Raw genomic sequence first — 18,618 nt, 5'->3', positions numbered from 1 at the left:
TGTCTCCCGGTTGCTGTCATCTGTCGGTCGAGAATGCGTCAGCGTGCCGCCTCGGCGGACGGCCATCGGCATGAAATCGCGCAGACGTCTGCTGGAATCGAGGCAGAACCCATCGATGACCCGCCTCGAATGATGGACTGGTGCGCGGATGATAAGGCTGCCTGAGCGCGCATCGGGCATCCGATCGATCTCCTGCATCGCTCCCATGCATCCAGGGGCGGCGACCACCGCCCAGCCGTCGGCTCAAGCCGCGCGACCCCAGGCGTAGGTCTTGGCATCGCGAGCGGCACGCACACCCGCCGCGCGCAGCGACGCGGGATCCGCGGCGAAGGCGCGCCAGTCGCCGCCGCGAATGACTGGACGCCCGTCCAGCCCGCCGCGGTAGACATAGATCCAGGCACGCCCGTACGGCGTCTGGATGTGCTGCCGATCATAGAGCGCGGGATACTCCTCGAGCCGATCCAGCCCGCGCAAGCAGGCGCTGTCCACCGCATACACCTCTCCGACGATCCTGCTGCGACCGCCCCTGATCAAGCCCGGATAAGCGCCGAGCAGGAAGAGCCTGTAGCAAGGCAGGGTGCGGAACTCGCCAAGCCGCTCGGCACCCTCCAGGAGGTGATGGTTGACCTCTCCCCGCAGCAAGGTGCCATAGACGAAAACCCGCTGACGCATCCGTGTTTCAGGCCTCGATCCGGGTTCCCAGAACCTCGAGGAATTTGCGGATCCATTCCGGATGCGCGGGCCAGGCAGGGGCCGTCACCAGCTTGCCGTCGGAGTACGCGTTGGAGACGGCCTCGTTGACCTCGCACCAGGTGCCGCCGGCCGCCTCGAGTTCAGGACGCACCGCCGGGTAGGCCGTGCAGCGCTTCCCCTCTAGCACGCCAGCGGCCGCCAGGATCTGCTGCCCATGGCAGATGGAGGCGATGGGCTTGTCGCCCGCCGCAAAGTGCCGGACGATCTCGATCACCCTGGGGTTCAGCCTGAGGTACTCCGGAGCACGTCCGCCCGGGATGACCAGGGCGTCATACTTCGAGGGGTCGACCGTCGCGAAGTCCGCATTGATGGCGAAATTGTGGCCGGGTTTCTCGCTGTAGGTCTGATCGCCCTCGAAGTCATGGATGGCCGTGCGGACATGCTCGCCGGGCAGCTTGCCGGGGCAGACCGCATGAACGGCGTGACCGACCATCTGCAACATCTGGAAGGGGACCATCGCCTCATAGTCTTCGACATAGTCGCCGACCAGCATCAGTATCTTTTTCGCAGCCATGGGACTGGCCTCCAGGGATGGCGGACATTGGAAAGCTCAAACTATAGCATTCGAAAGCACCCGCATTCGAAAGCACCGAGCCAACGCGGCAGGTCTCACCCGCGAGACCGAGAACTTGCGCGCGGACACATGAGCGCACATCCTCTCCAGGTCAGGCCGCTTGCCAAGCGCATGCCGCCGCGCCTTGATCAGAGCAGGGGAGATGATCCACATGCGCACCGAGCTTCGTGTCCGCGCCACCCAGGCCCTCGGCAGGGATCGCGTCCGCGCCAACATCCGCCGCGCCATGGATGGTCTCATCCTTAAACGGCGCGCGGCCTTTCCCGACGTCGAGGAGCTGGAACGGCTGCGCGATCAGGGCGAGGCGATCCGCGATCATGCATTGGCCAATCTTCCCGAGCTGCTGGAGGCGCTGGAAGGCCGCTGCGCCGCCAATGGCATTCAGGTGCACTGGGCGCGGGATGCCGCCGAGGCGAACGCGATCATCCTGACGATCATCCAAGGCCATGGCGGCAAGGCGGTCATCAAGGGCAAGTCCATGGTCTCGGAGGAGATCGGGCTCAACGACTGCCTGAGCGCGCACGGCATCGAGCCGATCGAGACCGACCTGGGCGAGCTCATCATCCAGCTCGCCCAGGAGCATCCCTCACACATCGTCGCCCCGGCGGTCCACAAGGATAGGCGCGAGATCGCCGCGCTGTTCAGCCGCCACTATCCGGACGAGCCCTATACCGAGGAGATCGAGCGCCTGACGGCCCTGGCGCGGCGCGTCATGCGAGAGCGCTTCAAGGGCACGCGCATCGGACTCTCGGGTGTCAACTTCGCGGTCGCCGAGACGGGCACGCTCTGCCTGGTCGAGAACGAGGGGAACGGGCGACTGAGCACCACGGCGCCGGATGTGCATATCGCGATCACCGGCATCGAGAAGGTCATCGCCCGTCTGGAGCATCTAGCCCCCCTCCTGACCTTGCTGACACGCAGCGCCACGGGTCAACCGATCACGACCTACGTGAACATGATCAGCGGTCCGCGCAAACCCGATGAGCGCGACGGGCCGCGCGAGGTCCATTTGGTCCTGCTCGACAATGGCCGCTCAGGCATCCACGCCGACCCTCAGCTGCGCGCGACCCTGCGCTGCATCCGCTGCGCGGCCTGCATGAATCACTGTCCTGTCTACGTGCGCATCGGCGGACACGGCTATGGCACCGTCTATCCAGGCCCGATCGGGTCGATTCTCGAGCCCCAGCTCCAAGGTCTCGAGCGCCAGGGGGAGCTGGCGCAAGCCTCGACGCTCTGCGGTGCCTGCAGCGCGGTCTGCCCGGTGCGCATCCCCATCCCGCAGCTGTTGAACCGACTCCGCTTCGAGCACGCCGAAGCCCAGCGCGGGAAAGGCACCGGCATTCGGATCGAGGGGTTCATCTGGCGCGCCTGGGCGACAGCGCACGCGCATCCGGCACTCTACCGCCGCGTCACCTGGATCATCAGGCGCATGCGCGGACTGGTCGGGCTGTCCATCCGCCCCTGGAACAGAACGCGCACCGCCCCACGGATCGCACCACGTTCCCTGCACGCCCTGGTCCGTGAGGAGGGTCTCGCCAATGACTGACGCACGCCGTCGCATCCTCCAGGGGTTGCGTGTCCATGCCGCGGCGAAGGGCCGCGCCCCCGCAATACCGGTCAGACGCTTCGAATGGTCTCAGGAGGAGGCCGTCGATCGACTCGAGCAGATGATGCAGGCCGTGCGGACCGAGGTCCATCGTGTCGACGACGCATGGCCCCAGCGCCTCGCCGAAGAACTCACGCGGGCCAGCGCCCGTCGCCTCTACTACGGCGCCAAGGGGCCCCTGACCGGCGAACTCACCGCCGGCTGGCCGGACAGCGCGCCGGAGCTGGTGGCGTGGGAAGGCTCGATCGAGACAACCCGTGACAGGCTATTCGACGAGGCCGATGCCAGCTTCACCAGCGCCCGGGCGGGCATCGCCGAGACGGGCTCGCTGGTGCTCTGGCCCACCCCGGCGGAGCCGCGGCTGCTCTCTCTCGTCCCACCGATCCATTGCGTCCTGCTCGAACGGCGACAGATCGTCTCCACCCTGCATGCACTCATGGTCGAAGAGCGCTGGGCAGCGCAGATGCCGACCAATGCGCTGCTCATCTCGGGGCCGTCGAAGTCCGCCGACATCGAGCAAACACTGGCCTATGGCGTCCATGGTCCGGAGAGGCTGATCCTGCTGATCCGCTAGCCAGCCGCGACCTTGAACAGACGGCCGGATCTAGGGTTATCGAAGGAAGAAGCCCTGGCGCCGCAGAAAGGCGAGGATACCGGGACGTTTCTTACCTTGGAGGGCCTTGGCCGTCGCTTCGGACCAGACCCCTTGCTTGCGGTTCGACGCGCGCGTCTGGTAGTAATCCGACATCAGGCGATCATAGTCCCGAAGGGCCTGCTCGCTCGGCTCCTGGTAGATCTCCTGATGCAGGATCAGATCCATCGGCATGCGCGGTTTCTGCTCCGGCGAATCGGCAGGCCAACCAAGGCACATCCCGAAGACAGGGACGACCCTCTCGGGAATCTCGAGCAGCTCGGCAACGCGCGGCAGATCGTTGCGAATCCCGCCGATGAAGACACCACCCAACCCCAGCGACTCGGCGGCAAGCAAGACGTTCTGCGCCATGAGTGCGACGTCGACGACAGCCGCCAGGCCATGCTCGACATAGCCCTCGAGAGCGCCCAACCCGGCTTGCCGGCAAGCCAGATCGCCACGCCGCAGGTCCGCGCAATAGACCAGGAATTCGGCCGCCTGCTCGACCCAGACCTGGCCGCCAGCCAGAGCCGCAATGGCCTGCCGGACCTCCGGCCTGGTCACGCGGATGACGGAATACGCCTGAACGAAGCTAGAGGTCGCCGCGGCCTGACCGGCCCTGATGAGGGCTTCCAGGATCTCGCGGGCGATGGGCACCTCGGTGAAGGCGCGGATGGAACGGTGCGCAAGCTGTTGCGCGATGACGGCAGAGGATGCGGATTGCAGTCGATCGATCACCATCTGTTTACTCGGGCGACAGCTTGGCACGGAGAACCCAGAGCCACGTGGCACCATGTCGCGTCGCGCTTGGATCGGTTATCGCGTGAGAACTGTCCATCGTCTACGTCCCGATTCGAGCCTGGTGACGAAGCTCCAGCTTCGTCATCCGCGAGACGAGGCTCCGCTTCGCGAGCTCGAGGATCAGCGACTGGATCGAGCCAATCAAGGACCGGAAGCCGCCGACGTCGTGAAGCAGAGCTTCATCGCTGAGGTCACGAAGCTGGAGCTTCGTGACCAGAAAAGCGGGAAACCATTGATTGACAGATCCTTAGCAGGGGAGCAGACGCAATGGAATCGAACGCGATGCCACGACAAGACCCAGCGTTGGCGGCTCGTTCCGGCATCAGCCGCTTTTTACAGGATCAACGCATCTGATCCTGCAAGAGCCCCAGAATGCGCTGCGCATTCGCTGACTGCTCTGGATTGCCTTGATCATCGAGGACGCGCACGCGAGATTCCGTCTCGTTGCCTGTGACCTTGATCTGGTACTTGCGCACCTTGTCCAGGTCGTCCTTGCGCCAGAACGCCATCCGCGACATCAGCCCGCGTTTCTTCTCGCCAGACGGCGGCCCACCCTCGGGTCCGCCACGCCCTTCGTTCCCGGCATAACGCACGTAGTAGACGCCCGTGCTCTGGTCGCGGTCTTCGACGGCAAAACCGGCGCGATCCAGCGCGAGACCGGTCCTGCGCCAGGCGCTGCGGTATTCCTCGGGGATCAAAATGACCTGACCGCCGCCCTCGCTCACCAGGCGCGAACTCGGAGCGGCCGGTGCGCTCTCCGTACCCGTCAAGCCAGCGGAGGCGCGTTGCTGCGACGCGCCCAGGTAGACCATGAGACGCCGGAGCATCTCCGCTTCCTTCTCCGTGTCGCTGCCGCTCGGCTCCCAAATGGTTCGGCTGCTGTCGCCGATCCCATCCGGCACCAGCTTTTCCTCCATCCCGCGATGCGTCATGTGGATGTCGGTGGTGCCGGCCTTCAGCCCCTCTTCGATCCGCAGGCTGTATTGGTCACGGGTCGAGGTCGAATAGGCGCCCTCGATCACCTTGCTGACCATGCGGGTGATGAAGTCCTTGCGAATCTCCGCGCGGTTGTCCAGCCAATCGGTTCGCATCAGCCCCACCGTCGGATTCTGCTCGACCAGCAGGATGCCCTGCTCCCGCCAGAAGGCGATCACCTTCGGCCAGACCGCTTGAGGCGATGCCTGCGCCTCGATCCAACGATCATTCCCGCGGCGTTTCAACTCGACATTGGGCAGGTCGGGAAGCACGTCCCCGCTCGCCGCGACGCGCTGACGCTGGGCGCGGCTACCGGAATACTCGGAGAAGGTTGTCGGCACCCCGCCCTCCGGAATATCCAGGGCGTCGTTGTAGGTCCCGGAGGTCAGGTCCGGCGGGATCTCAAGATTATTGACCGCCTCACGTTGCTTCTTGTAGACAAGGCGCTGATCCGGCAAGGCGTCGCTGATCGTGCTCGAGCCGCAGCCCAGGAGCTGGCCGAGCAGGAGGAGCGCCGCTAGCCGCATAACGGCCTTCAAGCCTGGTCTAGGAGTCATAGGTCTCTCAGTGGAAGTAATCACCCAGCTTGCCGCCCAGCTCCGGACACCTCAGAGCAGGCCGGCACGCGCCATGGCCTGCCGGACGCGGTCGTGACAGTCGTCACTCAGCCAGGTCAGCGGAAGACGAATCCCCTTGGAGCACAGGCCCAGCTCGGCGACCGCCCATTTCACGGGAATGGGATTCGACTGGACGAAGAGGTCGCGGTGCAGGGGCTCTAGGGTCAGATTGATGGCCAACGCCCGCTCGCGGTCGCCGTTCAAGGCCGCCTCACACATGGCCTGCATCTGGCGCGGGGCGAGATTGGAGGTGACCGAGATGACGCCATCGGCGCCGCGCAGCATCGACTCGCAGGCCGATGCGTCGTCGCCGCTGTAGATGGCGAAGCCATCACCACAGCTCTCGCGGATCGCCTTGACGCGGCTGAGGTCGCCGGTCGCCTCCTTGACGCCCACGATACCAGCGATCCGGGCGAGTCGCGCCACCGTGCTCGGGAGCATGTCGCAGGCCGTGCGGCCAGGCACGTTATAGAGGATCTGCGGGATATCCACCGCCTCGGCGATGGCCTTGTGATGCAGGTAGAGGCCTTCTTGGGTCGGCTTGTTGTAATAGGGCGTGACCAAGAGCGCGGCATCGGCACCGGCGTTCTTGGCGCAGCGCGTGAGGACGATGGCCTCGCGGGTCGCGTTGGCGCCAGTGCCGGCGATGACTGGGATGCGGCCAGCCGCCAGCTCGACGGTTCGGCGAATGACGGCGCAATGCTCGTCCTCGTCGAGAGTCGCCGACTCGCCGGTGGTCCCGACCGAGACGATGGCGGTGGTCCCTTCGGCGACATGAAAATCGACGAGACGTTTCAGGCTCGCGTCATCGACCTCCCCATCTGCATGCATGGGTGTAACGAGCGCAACGATGCTGCCGCGAAACATGCTCCAACTCCACTTATCGAAGGCGTAGAACGAACATGGGCATGGTAGCTTGCGCGGCTATTGGGACACAACTCACGGGTGAGCCCTAGCCCTGCCCCGCGCGTCGCCGCTGACGCGGCAGTCAGCGGTGGCGACCACGGCCAAGACGGGCAGCGCCGGCCGATCCGCCGACCGGCGGGGAATGCGCCGCTTCAGGCGAAGGCCGCTTGACAGAGCGTCAGCAGGGCTGCGGGGAAGAGCCCGAGCACCAGCAGCGCGAGCCCGTTGATGGACATGGCGACACGCACGCCGCCGGTGGTCGAGAGTGCGGGGGCATCGTCTGCCGCCTTGTCGAAGTAGATGAACTTGACCACCCGCAGGTAGTAGAAGGCGCCGATGATGGAGAAGAAGACGGCGACCAGCGCGAGCCACACCATGTCGATCCGCACGACAGCCTCCAACACCAGCAGCTTGGCCATGAAACCGACGGTCGGCGGCACACCGGCCATGGAGAACATGATCAAGGCCATCATGGCGGCGTACCAGGAATCGCGATCGTTGAGCCCCTTGAGGTCCTCCAGGCGCTCCGCGTCGAAGCCCTCACGGCTCAGGATCAGCAGGATGCCGAAGGCACCCGCGGCCATCACCGCATAGACGATGGAGTAGAACATCGCCGAGGCATAGCCCTGCGCGGACCCCGCGAGCAGTCCGAGAAAGATGAAGCCCACATGCGAGATGGTCGAGTAGGCCAGCATGCGCTTGATGTTCGACTGGGCGATCGCGACCAGATTACCCAGTCCCATGGAGAGCACGGCAAGGATCACCAGCATCTGATGCCAGTCCGCGTGCAGGCCGCTCAGACCGTCGACCAGCATGCGGACCGCGAGCGCGAAGGCGGCGATCTTGGGCGCGCTGCCCAGGATGAGAACCGCCGGGGTCGGCGCGCCTTCATAGATGTCCGGCACCCACATGTGGAAGGGTACGGCACCGAACTTGAATCCGATGCCAATCACCAGGAAGGCGATGCCGAACACCAGCACCTTGTTCGACATGCCCTGCTCGGACACCGCCTGCGCCACGGGCGCGAACTCGATGGAGCCGGTCGCGCCATAGATCATGGAGATGCCATAGAGCAGCATGCCCGAGCCCAGGGCGCCCAGGACGAAGTACTTCATGGCCGCTTCAGCGCCCTTCGGCGAGTCACGATCGAAGGCGACCAAGGCATAGAGCGACAGGGCCTGCAGCTCCAGCCCGAGATAGAGCGGCAGGAAGCTGTTGGCCGAGATCATGATGAGCATGCCAAGGATCGCCAGAAGACCCAGCACATAGAACTCGCCGACCAGCATGCCGCGATCCTGCAGCCAGGCGCGGACATAGACGAAGGCGAGGAGGCTCACGATAAGAACCGAGCCCTTGAGCAGATCGCTCAGCGCATCGCGGACGAGATTGCCGTCGAAGAAGACCTGGGCCTCGCCGCCCCCCACGGCCCCGGTCAAGGCGATCGCAATCGCGATTCCGACCAGCGTCAGGGTGTGATTGAGCCCTTTATCCTGATCCTTGAGATAGAGATCGATCATGAGCACCACGCACGCGGTGATCAGGATGGTGATCTCCGGCAGGATGGGTACCAGATTGGCGGCGTCGAAATGCATGTCTTTATTCCAATTCGATTCGGATACGCGCGACGGCGGTGTGCAATCGGCTAGGGCTGACTCACGATCGCGGCGACCTGCTCGGTCCGAGAGCGCGCGCACTCACCGCTCTCCGCCGTCGGTAGCTTGCAGACAGCGACCTGATCGACCAGATTCTCGACCGTCGCGTGCATGACATTCATCAAGGGCGCCGGCCAGAGACCGAGCGCCAGCACGGCCGCGGCGAGGACACCGAGATTGATTCGCTCACGGACATCGAGATCGCTGAGTGCCGCGACCTTGTCGTTCTTGACTTCGCCGAAGACGACGCGTTTGACCATCCAGAGGGTGAAGGCCGCGGCCAGGACGAGCGTGGTCGCCGCGAGGAAGGCCCACCAGAAATCGGCCCGGAAGGTCGCCAGGATGACCATGAACTCGCCAACGAAGCCGGATGTGCCGGGCAGACCCGCATTCGCCATCGCGAAGAAGACCATGAAGGCGCCGAACCAGGGCATGGTATTGACCACGCCGCCGTAATCGGCGATTTCACGCGAGTGGACGCGGTCATAGAGCACGCCGACGCAGAGGAAGAGCGCGCCCGAGATGAAGCCGTGCGAGATCATCTGCACCATGCCGCCCTCGATCCCCATGACGGAGCCGCCCGAGACATCGGGATTCGCCAGGATGGTGAAGACGATGAAGAAGCCCAGGGTCACGAAGCCCATGTGGGCGATCGATGAGTAGGCGATCAGCTTCTTCATATCCTGCTGCACCAGCGCCACGAAGCCGATGTAGAGGATGGCGATCAACGACAGGGCGATGATGAGCCAGGCCAGTGACGCACTCGCGTCCGGCGTGATGGGCAATGAGAAGCGCAGGAAGCCGTAGCCACCGATCTTCAGCATGATGGCCGCCAGGATCACGGAGCCCCCGGTGGGCGCCTCGACGTGGGCGTCCGGCAGCCAGGTATGGACCGGGAACATGGGCACCTTGACGGCGAAAGCGAGCAGGAAGGCGATGAAGATCAGCTTCTGCGCCGTCATGCCGAGTTCCAGCGCATGGAAGTCCAGGATGCTGAAGCTGCCCGACTGGAAGTACATATAGATCAGCGCGATCAGCATGAAGACCGAGCCGAAGAAGGTGTAGAGGAAGAACTTGATGGTCGCGTAGACCCGGTTCGGCCCGCCCCAGACCCCGATGATGATGAACATCGGGATCAGCATCGCCTCCCAGAAGACGTAGAAGAGGATGGCGTCCAGTGAGGAGAAGACGCCGACCATGACCCCTTCCATGATGAGGAAGGCCGCCAGGTACTGGGTCGGCTTGTAGGTGATGACCTCCCAGCCCGCGATGACGACGAAGATGGTGATGAAGGTCGTCAAGACGATGAGCGGCATGGAGATGCCGTCGACGCCCAGGTAGTACTCCACGTTGAAGCTCGGGATCCAGGCCGCGCGCTCGACGAACTGCATCTGCGCCGTGCCCGAGTCGAAGCCGACCCAGAGTCCAAGACTGACCACGAAGGTGAGGATCGCGAAGGCAAGCGCCGTCCACTTCGAGAGGTTCTGCTCTTTGTCGCCGCTCGCCAGCACCACCAGACCGCCGAGGATCGGCAGCCAGATGGTCAACGTCAGCAGGGGGAACTCATTCATGCTGGGTCGCCTCCCTTCGGCGTCAAAGCGTCACGAAGAGCGTCAGGAGGCCAATCAGCCCGACGATCATCGCAATGGCGTAATGGTAGAGATAGCCGGTCTGCAGATGGCGGAAGCGCTGGGCCATCCGACCGACCGAACGCGCGGAGCCGTTGACGATGGCGCCGTCGATCACCGTGCGGTCGCCGGTGATCCAGAGCGCGCGCCCCAGGCTGCGCCCACCGCCGGCGAAGACCCGCTGGTTGAAGTCGTCGAAGCCGTACTTGTCCTGCAGGATCCGGGTCACCGGGCCGCCCAGGGTCTGCAGTTGCTCGTCGATGCGCGGATTCCACTTGTGGACGAGCCACCAGACGAGTGTCGCCAGCACCACGCCGGTCATCGCCAGGATGAACGGCAGTGCGCCCAGACCGTGATGCACGAAGGCCGCTTGACCGTGCCAGTTCTCGCGCAGGTGGTGGAGGGTATCGTGCTCATGAGCGACGAAGATCGGATTCCAATCGCCCGAGACCCACCAATCGCTCACGAGAAGCGGCTCGATCGCATACCAGCCGATGAAGACGGAGGGGATGGCGAGCATCACGAGCGGTAGCGTCACCACCCACGGGGGTTCATGCAAATGGTGCTTGGTGTGCTCGTCCATGCGCTCCTTGCCGTGGAAGACCAGGTAGTACATGCGGAAGCTGTAGAGCGCGGTCACGAAGACACCCGCCGTGAGCAGGATCGAGGCATAACCCGAGCCGGCAACATGGGAGGCACTCACCGCCTCGATGATCGCATCCTTGGAGAAGAAGCCGGAGAACCCCGGGAAGCCGATGAGCGCGAGCGAGCCCAAGAGCGCGGTGACCCAGGTGAGGGGCATGTGCTTCCACAGACCGCCCATGAGACGGATGTCCTGCTTGTGGTGCATGGCGATGATGACCGAGCCCGCCGCGAGGAAGAGCAGCGCCTTGAAGAAGGCGTGCGTCATCAGGTGGAAGATGCCCGCCGCATAGGCCGAGGCCCCCAGCGCCGTCACCATGTAGCCCAGCTGAGAAAGGGTCGAGTAGGCCACGACACGCTTGATGTCGTTCTGCACCAGACCAATGAGCCCCATGAAGAAGGCGGTGGTGGCACCGATGATCAGAACGAAGCTGAGCGCCGTCTCCGAGAGTTCATAGAGGGGCGACATGCGCGCCACCATGAAGACGCCCGCGGTGACCATGGTCGCCGCGTGGATGAGCGCGGAGATCGGGGTCGGACCCTCCATGGAATCCGGCAGCCAGACATGCAGCGGGACCTGGGCCGACTTACCCATGGCGCCGATGAAGAGGAGGATGCAGATGAGCGTCATCAGCGAGACACCGCCGAAGACATTGACCTGCGTCTCGGCCTGCCCGGGCGCCGCCGCGAAGACCTCGGCGTAATCCATGGAGCCGAAATACATGGCGACGGCCGCGATGCCCAGAATGAAGCCGAAATCGCCGACGCGGTTGACGAGGAACGCCTTGAGGTTCGCGAAGACGGCGCTCTCACGCGTCGACCAGAAGCCGATCAGCAGGTAGGAGACCAAGCCCACGGCCTCCCAACCGAAGAACAACTGCATGAAGTTGTTCGACATGACCAGCATCAGCATGGAGAAGGTGAAGAGCGAGATGTAGCTGAAGAAGCGCTGATAGCTGTTCTTGCCGGACAAGGCCCCGTGCGGCCAGTTGTGCTCGTCATCGGCCATATAGCCGATGGTGTAGATGTGCACCATCAGCGAGACGAAGGTGACGGTGGCCATCATCACGGCGGTCAGCTTGTCGATCAGAAAGCCGACCTCGAAGCTGATGCCGTCCGACACCATCCAGTTGTAGACGGCACCGTTGAAGACCGCCGCGTCGCTCCAGATGAAGCGCGCGAGCACCCACAGCGAGAGCCCCGCCGAAACGGCCACGCCGGCGATGGTCACCGAGTGCGCGCCACGACGCCCGATCCGGCCACCGAAGAACCCGGCGACGATGGCGCCAATCAGCGGCGCGAGCACAATAGTTATGTAGACGTTTTCCATCTTCTAGTGTCGGCTCATTCGCTAGCTTGAATAGACGGGATCCAACTGGACGCTAGGCGCCAGGCACGCGCCTCATCCCTTGAGGGCATCCAGATCCTCGACGTTGATGGTCTTGCGGTTGCGGAAGAGAACCACCAGGATCGCCAGGCCAATGGCGGCCTCGGCGGCGGCCACGGTGAGGATAAAGAAGACGAAGACCTGCCCCGTCATGTCGCCCAGGAAGTGCGAGAAGGCGACGAAATTCATGTTCACCGCGAGCAGCATCAGCTCGATGCACATCAACAGCAGGATGACGTTCTTGCGGTTCAGAAAGATACCGGCAACGGCGACGGAGAAGAGCAAGCCGCCCAGAATCAGGTAATCCGAGAGCGCGATCATGAGTTCTCCCCCACATTCGAGTCAGCTCCGCCCACCGTCGCCGGAGCTACATCCTCCGCCGCCATCTTCACGAGACGAACGCGACCAGGGCCTTTCTTGACCCGGACCTGGCGGGACGGATCGACGTATTTGGTGTCCGGGCGGCGACGCAGCGTGAGCCGGATGGCCGCGACGATGGCGACCAACAGAATCACGGCGGCGATCTCGACCGGATACAGGTAGACCGTGTAGAGCACGCGCCCCAAGTCCGCGGCATTGGTGGCATCCGGGCCGGCTGGCGCTGGCGCCGGGAAGGCATCCAAACCGAAATTGCTCGGACCGACGATGAGGAAGATCTCCGCCGCCATCACGGACGCGATGAGAATGCCCACGGGCAGGTAGCTGATGAAACCCGCTCTCAAGGTGGCGATATCCACGTCGAGCATCATGACCACGAAGAGGAAGAGCACCATCACCGCGCCGACATAGACCAGCACCAGGACGATCCCGAGGAACTCGGCCTCCAGGAGCACCCAGAGCGCCGCGCTACCCACGAAGGCGAGCACCAGGAAGAGCACGGAATGCACCGGATTCTTCCGCGTGATGACCATCCCCGAGGCCCACAGGGTTATTAGCGCAAAGACGTAGAAGAGGAATTTTTCAAAGCCCATGATGCTTCTCGTTTGGCGACGGGGCGCGGCTAGCGATAAGGCGCATCGGCGGCGCGCGCGGCGGCGATGTCGGCTTCGTACTGATCCCCGATCGCCAGCAGCTGTTCCTTGGTCATGATGTTCTCGCCGCGGTTCTCGAAGTGGTACTCATAGATGCCGGTCTCGACGATGGAGTCGACCGGACAGGACTCTTCGCAGAAGCCGCAGTAGATGCACTTGAAGAGGTCGATGTCATAACGCGTGGTGCGGCGCGTCCCGTCCGCGCGTGGCTCGGCCTCGATCGTAATCGCCAGCGCCGGGCAGACGGCCTCGCAGAGCTTGCAGGCGATACAACGCTCTTCCCCGTTCGGATAGCGGCGCAGCGCATGCAAACCACGAAAACGCGGCGAGATCGGCGCCTTCTCTTCCGGGTATTGCACGGTGAACTTGCGCTTGAAGAGATAGCCGCCCGTCAGGCGCAGCCCCCGGAAGAGCTCCACCAGCATGAGGCTTTGGAGATAGTCGCGTGCGGTATTCAGCATCCTGTGTCTCCAGATCAGGCGGACCACCAAGGCGGCAGTCGGTAGACCACCGCGAGCGCCACGACCAGGATCCAGACGATCGTGATCGGAATGAAGACCTTCCAGCCCAGGCGCATGATCTGGTCGTAGCGGTAGCGGGGAAAGGTCGCCCGCAGCCAAAGAAAGACGAACATGAAGAAGAAGGTCTTAAGCAGCAGCCAATGGAAGCCGTCCTGCAGGATCCAAAGGTCGCCCGTCCAGGCCTGCGGCAATGGCGACAGCCAACCGCCCATGAAGAGCAAGGCGGTCAGGGCCGCAATGAGGATCATGTTGGCGTACTCGGCCAGGAAGAAGACAGCAAAGGCCATTCCCGAGTACTCCACATGGAAACCGGCAACGATCTCCGACTCACCCTCGGCGACGTCGAAGGGCGCGCGATTGGTCTCGGCCACGCCCGAGATCAAGTAGACCCCGAACAGCGGCAGCAGGGGTAGCCAGAACCAGGTCAGCAGATTGCCCTGCTGCGCCTCGACGATGACACCCAGGTTCAAGCTGCCCGCGGCGACCAGGACGCCGACCAGGGCGAAACCCATGGCGATCTCATAGGCGACGATCTGAGCCGCCGAGCGCATGGCGCCGAGGAGCGCATAGCGCGAGTTGGAGGCCCAGCCCGCGATGATGATGCCGTAGACCCCAAGCGAGCTGAGCGCAAGAACATAGAGCAGGCCGGCATTGATATCCGCCAGCACCAGCCCCTCGTCGAAGGGGAACACGGCCCAGGCCGCCATGGCCGGCGCGATGGCGATCATGGGCGCCAACAGAAAGAGTGTCTTATCCGCCTTGGTCGGAATGATGATCTCTTTCATCATCAGCTTCAGCGCGTCGGCGATGGGCTGCAGCAGACCGCGCCAGCCGACTCGGTTGGGGCCGATACGGACCTGGATATAGCCGATGATCTTGCGCTCGGCATAGGTGTAATAGGCCACCATAGCCAACAGCGGCAACAGAATTGCGGTGATCTTCAGCAGGATCTGAATCACCAGCGGGAGTGCGTTCCAAAGCTCAATCATCTTTGTCGTCTCGTCGCTTCTCGCCAGTGGCTTAGGGGTTCGTCACGCGCTCGAGAGTGACCGGACCAATCAGCGGCCCGAGCCCCTCGCTGCCAGCCACCGCGCCGGGAATCCGGGCGCAGCCCGTGGGCACATGGTCGTCGAGGATGATGCGCGCCCGCGCGCCCGTGTCGCCCTGTCGCGCATAGACGATGTCGCCCGGACCGAAACCATCCGCGGCTGCCTGCTTCGGATGCAGATAGACGGCGAAGTCGCAGCGCGGCATCGGGATGGTCTGCAGGGGTGACGATCGACGCACTAGCGGATCCAGGGCATAGACCGGCACGGTGCCGATGCGCATCAACTCGGAGGCGGAAGCCGAAGCGCTCGAAGATAGCACGGCGTAATCGCCACGCGGGCTGTTGTCGAGCGGCGCGTCTGCGCAAAGCGCGGCCAGCTCGGCCTGCACCTCGGCGCCGTCGCGATATTCGAAGCCCGCGAGATCCAGGAGATTGCCAAGCACGCGCAGCACCTTCCACCCAGGTCGCGCCTCGCCGGGAGGGGCGACCGCACCCTGGAAGCGCTGCCAGGTCCCATTTGCATTGACGAAGGTACCGGACGTCTCGGCGAAGGCGCCGACCGGCAGCAGCACATCGGCCACGCTGTCCAGGGCGGCGCTGCGGAACGCGGAGCAGGCGACGACGAAGTCGGCCGTCCCGATGGCCGCCATGGCGCCAGCGGCATCCGCCAGATCGCGATCGGGCTCGATGCCCCAGAGCACGAGGGTCTTGGATGGCGCGCTCAAGATCTCGGCGGCCGATCGTCCCTGGGTGTCGCTTGGCTTGGCGCCGGGCAGACGTCCGGGGTGCGCGCCGGCCAGATGGGCGCCGATGCTATTGGCCGCCGCAGGCAGATAGCCGATCCGACACTTGGTCGCATCGGCGATGGCGTAGGCCAACGCCTTGAGCAGGGCGAAATCCGGGTGCGCACTCGCGAGGGCGCCGAGCAGGACGACACCCCGCCCTTGCTGGCCCGCCTGGGTGAGGGCGGCCGCGACGGCCGCGTGGGCCTCGGTAGGCTCGCTTGCCCCGATGCAGTCGTTGACCGCCGAGGAGGCGCTTGCGCCCAGGGTCTTCGCGATCGCGGCAAGATCCTCGAGCATCTGGTGGGGCGAACCCATCATCTGAGTCGCGGGATGGTTGAGATCGAGCTTGAGCGGATTCGCGCACACCACCTGGGCACCGGCCAGGGCGGCCTTGCGGATGCGGTGCGCCAGCAACGGCTGCTCGTGACGGATGTCCGAGCCGATCAGCAAGATGGCCTGCTGCAGCTCCAGCTCCGCCACGGGCAAGCCCAGCCAGGGGAGGAGCGGATCGGCGTCATCGCCGCGAAAATCCTGCTGGCGCAGCCGATGGTCGATATTGGCGCAGCCGAGCCCGCGGGCGATCCGGGCCGCCAGATACAGCTCCTCCAGCGTCGCGTTGGGCGCCATCAACCAGCCCATGTCGGCGACGGCGGCCGCCTTGAGCCGCTCGGCGACGAGCGTCAGGGCGTGGGTCCATTCGACCTCGCACCAACGCCCCTCCTCCTTCACCATGGGTTTGGCCAGACGGTCCTCACTCGCGAGGCCGGCATAGCTGAACCGGTCGCGATCGGAGATCCAGGTCTCGTTGACGTCCTCGTTGTCACGCGGATGCACGCGCATCACCTGGTTGCGGCGCACGTGCAGCCGGATGTTGGATCCGAGCCCGTCGTGCGGCGCGATGCCGTCGTGTCCGGTCAGCTCCCAGGGCCGCGCGGTGAAGCGATAGGGCTTGGAGGTCAAGGCGCCCACCGGACAGAGGTCGATGACGTTGCCGGACAGCTCGTGCTCCACGGTCTGAGCGATGAAGGTTCCGATACGCATGTCCTCGCCGCGTCCAGTCGCCCCCAGCTCGCGAACGCCAGCGATCTCGGCACCGAAGCGCACGCAGCGCGTGCAGTGGATGCAGCGTGTCATCTCGGTCGCGATCAGCGGCCCGAGATCCTCGTCCTTCACCACCCGCTTGCGCTCGGCGAAGCGTGAGACGTCGCCGCCATAACCGAGAGAGACGTCTTGCAGCTCGCACTCGCCGCCCTGATCGCAGATGGGGCAATCGAGCGGATGGTTGATGAGCAGGAACTCCATCGTGCCCTTCTGCGCCTCGATGGCCTTGGGGGAGCGCGTCCAAACCTTGAGGCCCTCGCCGACCGGCGTGGCACAGGCGGGCACGGGTTTGGGGAAGGGACGACCGCCTTGCTCGGCCTCGACCAGGCACATGCGGCAATTCGCCGCAATGGACAGCTTCTTGTGATAGCAGAACCGGGGAATCGAGATGCCCTCGCGGTCCGCAACCGCGATGATCATCTCTCCCGGCGCCGCTTCACAGACGCGGCCGTCGATCTCGATGTTGAGCTTGTCGGTCATTTAGGTCTCTCGATCGGCACCAATTGCGCGGACCCTCTGAATGCGGTCAGCGGAGTCAATGGGACACCCATAAGCAACGACTGCGGCACCTGCTGTGGCGCATTTTGCCGGATTGCGTATTAAGTCAGCAGGACGCCAAGCCATCGCGCGTCCCGCCTCGGAAAGATCGGTCGAGCCGGATCAGGCCACCATGCTGCGGCCATGCTCGATCATGTAGGCGAACTCGTGCCGATAGTGCTTCAGGAAGCTCTGCACCGGCATGGCCGCCGCGTCGCCGAGGGCACAGATCGTTCGCCCACCGATGCGACCCGCGACGCTCTCGAGCAGGTCGAGATCTTCAAGCCGGCCCTGCCCCTCCAGGATGCGACGCAGCACGCGCGTGAGCCAGCCAGTGCCTTCGCGGCAGGGCGTGCACTGCCCGCAGGACTCGTGCATGTAGAAGTGCGAGAGGTTGTAAAGCACCTTCACCATGCAGGTTCCCTCGGCGATCACGATCACGGCACCGGAGCCTAACATGGAGCCGACCTTGGCGATGGAGTCGTAGTCCATGTCGACCGTCATCATGACGTCGCCCGGAACGACCGGCACCGAGGACCCACCGGGGATCACGGCCTTGAGCGCCTTGCCATCCTTCACGCCGCCGCTCATCTCGAGCAGGTCGCGGAAGGGGGTGCCCATAGGCACCTCGAAGTTGTTCGGCTGATTGACATGACCCGACACGGAGAACAGTTTGAGCCCGCCGTTGTTGGGGCGACCCTGCTCCAGGAACCACTTGCCGCCCTTCTCCAGAATCACAGGCACCGAGGCCAGCGACTCCGTGTTGTTGATGGTCGTCGGTCGCCCGAAGAGGCCATACTGAGCCGGGAATGGCGGTTTGAAGCGCGGCTGCCCCTTCTTGCCCTCGATCGACTCGAGCAGGGCCGTCTCCTCGCCGCAGATGTAGGCGCCGGCACCCATGTGACTGTAGAGATCGAAGTCGATTCCGGAGCCCTGGAGATCCTTGCCGATCAAGCCCGCGGCATAGGCCTCCTCAAGCGCCCCTTCGAAGCGCGCGATGGGCTCGAAGAACTCGCCGCGAATGTAGTTGTAGCCAACGGTCGCGCCGATGCAGTAACCGGCGATCGCCATCCCCTCGATCAGCTGATGCGGGTTGTAGCGCAGGATATCCCGATCCTTGCAGGTACCTGGCTCGCCCTCGTCCGAGTTGCAGACGATGTACTTCTGACCAGGCGCCGTGCGCGGCATGAAGCTCCACTTGAGCCCGGTCGGAAAGCCGGCGCCGCCGCGGCCACGCAGATTCGAGATCTTCATTTCCTCGATGAGATCTTCCGGATCGGGCTTCTCGCGCAGGATCCGCTCCCACTGGACATAGCCGCCGATGCCGCGGTAGGCATCCAGCGTATGGCGGACGGCCTCATCAAGGTGCATCGTGCGAAAGCAGACCGTGTTCTGATTCTGGCTGTTGTGCTTCTGAACCATG

General features: G+C 64.2%; 16 protein-coding genes. 2 read left to right on the top strand and 14 right to left on the bottom strand.

What is annotated here, in order from left to right:
• Window positions 1-243: 243 nt before the first annotated feature.
• Together CKO23_RS12535 and CKO23_RS12530 are read right to left on the bottom strand one after the other, a co-directional pair.
• Window positions 244-672 carry a gamma-glutamylcyclotransferase family protein gene (locus tag CKO23_RS12535; protein WP_200331612.1) on the bottom strand — a complete coding sequence of 143 codons (429 nt, stop codon included), beginning with the start codon at window positions 670-672 and terminating at the stop codon, window positions 244-246.
• A 7-nt stretch (window positions 673-679) separates the two neighbouring features.
• A complete protein-coding gene (locus CKO23_RS12530; RefSeq protein ID WP_200331610.1) occupies window positions 680-1,267 on the bottom strand; it encodes a DJ-1/PfpI family protein in 588 nt (195 codons plus the stop codon).
• Window positions 1,268-1,478: 211 nt separating this feature from the next.
• Here CKO23_RS12530 and CKO23_RS12525 point away from each other — a divergent pair, with 211 nt between their 5' ends.
• On the top strand, window positions 1,479-2,873 hold the full coding sequence (locus tag CKO23_RS12525) for a LutB/LldF family L-lactate oxidation iron-sulfur protein (RefSeq protein WP_200331608.1): 1,395 nt from the start codon (window positions 1,479-1,481) through the stop codon (window positions 2,871-2,873).
• A complete protein-coding gene (locus CKO23_RS12520) occupies window positions 2,866-3,507 on the top strand; it encodes a LutC/YkgG family protein (protein ID WP_200331606.1) in 642 nt (213 codons plus the stop codon). Before CKO23_RS12525 ends, CKO23_RS12520 begins: the two co-directional genes overlap by 8 nt.
• Window positions 3,508-3,543: 36 nt before the next feature.
• On the opposite strand, the gene nfsA is transcribed toward CKO23_RS12520, so the two are convergent.
• The 12 genes from nfsA to nuoF all read right to left on the bottom strand — a co-directional run bounded on the left by nfsA (window position 3,544) and on the right by nuoF (window position 18,617).
• Window positions 3,544-4,305 (bottom strand): oxygen-insensitive NADPH nitroreductase, encoded by a 762-nt coding sequence (gene nfsA, locus CKO23_RS12515; RefSeq protein ID WP_200331604.1) that lies wholly within the window; start codon window positions 4,303-4,305, stop codon window positions 3,544-3,546.
• Between the two features lie 401 nt (window positions 4,306-4,706).
• A complete protein-coding gene (gene bamC, locus CKO23_RS12510) occupies window positions 4,707-5,897 on the bottom strand; it encodes an outer membrane protein assembly factor BamC (RefSeq protein ID WP_242482406.1) in 1,191 nt (396 codons plus the stop codon).
• A gap of 51 nt (window positions 5,898-5,948) precedes the next feature.
• The gene (dapA, locus tag CKO23_RS12505; RefSeq protein WP_200331602.1) at window positions 5,949-6,824 is read right to left on the bottom strand and encodes a 4-hydroxy-tetrahydrodipicolinate synthase; all 876 of its coding nucleotides are present in this window, start codon (window positions 6,822-6,824) and stop codon (window positions 5,949-5,951) included.
• 191 nt (window positions 6,825-7,015) lie between these two features.
• Window positions 7,016-8,455 (bottom strand): NADH-quinone oxidoreductase subunit NuoN, encoded by a 1,440-nt coding sequence (gene nuoN, locus CKO23_RS12500; RefSeq protein WP_200331600.1) that lies wholly within the window; start codon window positions 8,453-8,455, stop codon window positions 7,016-7,018.
• Between the two features lie 50 nt (window positions 8,456-8,505).
• Window positions 8,506-10,086: an NADH-quinone oxidoreductase subunit M gene (locus CKO23_RS12495; protein WP_200331598.1), complete on the bottom strand. Its 1,581-nt coding sequence runs from the start codon at window positions 10,084-10,086 to the stop codon at window positions 8,506-8,508.
• A gap of 22 nt (window positions 10,087-10,108) precedes the next feature.
• Complete coding sequence (nuoL, locus tag CKO23_RS12490) at window positions 10,109-12,115, bottom strand: NADH-quinone oxidoreductase subunit L (protein WP_200331596.1); 2,007 nt, start codon at window positions 12,113-12,115, stop codon at window positions 10,109-10,111.
• A gap of 72 nt (window positions 12,116-12,187) precedes the next feature.
• Window positions 12,188-12,493 (bottom strand): NADH-quinone oxidoreductase subunit NuoK, encoded by a 306-nt coding sequence (gene nuoK / locus CKO23_RS12485; RefSeq protein WP_200331594.1) that lies wholly within the window; start codon window positions 12,491-12,493, stop codon window positions 12,188-12,190.
• Window positions 12,490-13,143, bottom strand: coding sequence for an NADH-quinone oxidoreductase subunit J (locus CKO23_RS12480; protein WP_200331592.1), 654 nt, complete (start codon window positions 13,141-13,143; stop codon window positions 12,490-12,492). The genes nuoK and CKO23_RS12480 overlap by 4 nt, the downstream gene beginning before the upstream one ends.
• A 29-nt stretch (window positions 13,144-13,172) precedes the next feature.
• Window positions 13,173-13,664 carry an NADH-quinone oxidoreductase subunit NuoI gene (gene nuoI / locus CKO23_RS12475; protein ID WP_200331590.1) on the bottom strand — a complete coding sequence of 164 codons (492 nt, stop codon included), beginning with the start codon at window positions 13,662-13,664 and terminating at the stop codon, window positions 13,173-13,175.
• Between the two features lie 14 nt (window positions 13,665-13,678).
• Window positions 13,679-14,713, bottom strand: a complete 1,035-nt coding sequence (gene nuoH, locus CKO23_RS12470) for an NADH-quinone oxidoreductase subunit NuoH (RefSeq protein WP_200331588.1) — start codon at window positions 14,711-14,713, stop codon at window positions 13,679-13,681.
• A gap of 31 nt (window positions 14,714-14,744) precedes the next feature.
• Complete coding sequence (nuoG, locus tag CKO23_RS12465; RefSeq protein WP_200331586.1) at window positions 14,745-17,138, bottom strand: NADH-quinone oxidoreductase subunit NuoG; 2,394 nt, start codon at window positions 17,136-17,138, stop codon at window positions 14,745-14,747.
• 180 nt (window positions 17,139-17,318) lie between these two features.
• Window positions 17,319-18,617: an NADH-quinone oxidoreductase subunit NuoF gene (gene nuoF, locus CKO23_RS12460; RefSeq protein WP_200331584.1), complete on the bottom strand. Its 1,299-nt coding sequence runs from the start codon at window positions 18,615-18,617 to the stop codon at window positions 17,319-17,321.
• Between the last annotated feature and the right edge of the window lies 1 nt (window position 18,618).

It is taken from the genome of Thiocystis violacea (assembly GCF_016583565.1).
GTDB classification, from domain to species: Bacteria; Pseudomonadota; Gammaproteobacteria; order Chromatiales; family Chromatiaceae; genus Thiorhodococcus; species Thiorhodococcus violaceus_A.
The sequence above is the reverse complement of the archived record's forward strand: the minus strand, read 5'-3'. Positions and strand labels throughout refer to the sequence as shown.